Below are 866 nucleotides of genomic sequence, written 5' to 3'. Positions count from 1 at the left end.
ACAGCCCTACTCAACTGTGCGGAGGTGGGACGACGAAATCGAATTCTAACGAATTACCGATTTCTGTCCCACTCTCAATTCTCTTCTTTAATTTTTTTTAGCGAAAGGAGAAAGGCGATCCCGCAAATCACAAGGAGTACTGCTACAACCCATTGAGAATAGAAATAAGCAGCAAATAACTGACTGTCGGTAAATATTTTTCCAAGAAGTCCGTTTAGCACTCCCTCAAGAAAGGGAATATTCTCACACACTGCAAGGATTGACGCAAGAAAGAGTATACTGCCTGCTATCAGAAAAAGATGAAGAATCCATTTTTTGATTCTTTTTTCATCTCTGAGCAGATACTTAGAAGCAATCGCCACTAAAAAAATGAAAACATTCCATATGTTTAAGGCAATAAAATATCTAAAAGTATCCTTGTATGCGCCTATCGCCATAGCTAAAATCAGGATAGGACCGAAAAAATTAATGGCACTTCCCAATAGTGCAAAGAGGCCATCGACCAAAACCAGATACTTCTTCTTCATGTTCTCACCTCATCTCACACCTATTCTACCACAAAGAGATTTGAAAACAAAAAAAGATAGCCAAAGCTATCTTAATCCGATGCGGAGAGAGGGACTTGAACCCTCACGACCTAAAGCGGTCACAGGATCCTTAGTCCTGCGCGTCTGCCAATTCCGCCATCCCCGCGATTGAGTACCTTACTAGTATATCAATCAACGACTTTTTTGTCAAGATTTTTTTCAAACTTTTTTCAGAGTTTGTCATTTTTTCACAAAAAGTGATAGTGGGACAGAAATCGGTAATTCGTTAGAATTCGATTTCGTCGTCCCACCTCCGCACAGTTGAGTAGGGCTGTAAAA

General features: G+C 40.2%; 1 protein-coding gene and 1 tRNA gene. Both read right to left on the bottom strand.

Annotated features, from left to right (window positions below):
• Window positions 1-74 precede the first annotated feature (74 nt).
• Complete coding sequence (locus tag M1G14_RS10890) at window positions 75-527, bottom strand: hypothetical protein (RefSeq protein ID WP_049522907.1); 453 nt, start codon at window positions 525-527, stop codon at window positions 75-77.
• Window positions 528-607: 80 nt separating this feature from the next.
• Window positions 608-693, bottom strand: a tRNA-Leu gene (locus M1G14_RS10885).
• Window positions 694-866 lie beyond the last annotated feature (173 nt).

The organism is Streptococcus parasanguinis (assembly GCF_023109675.1).
In the GTDB taxonomy this organism is placed as follows: Bacteria; Bacillota; Bacilli; order Lactobacillales; family Streptococcaceae; genus Streptococcus; species Streptococcus parasanguinis_I.
This window is presented reverse-complemented; position numbering and strand designations above follow the sequence as displayed.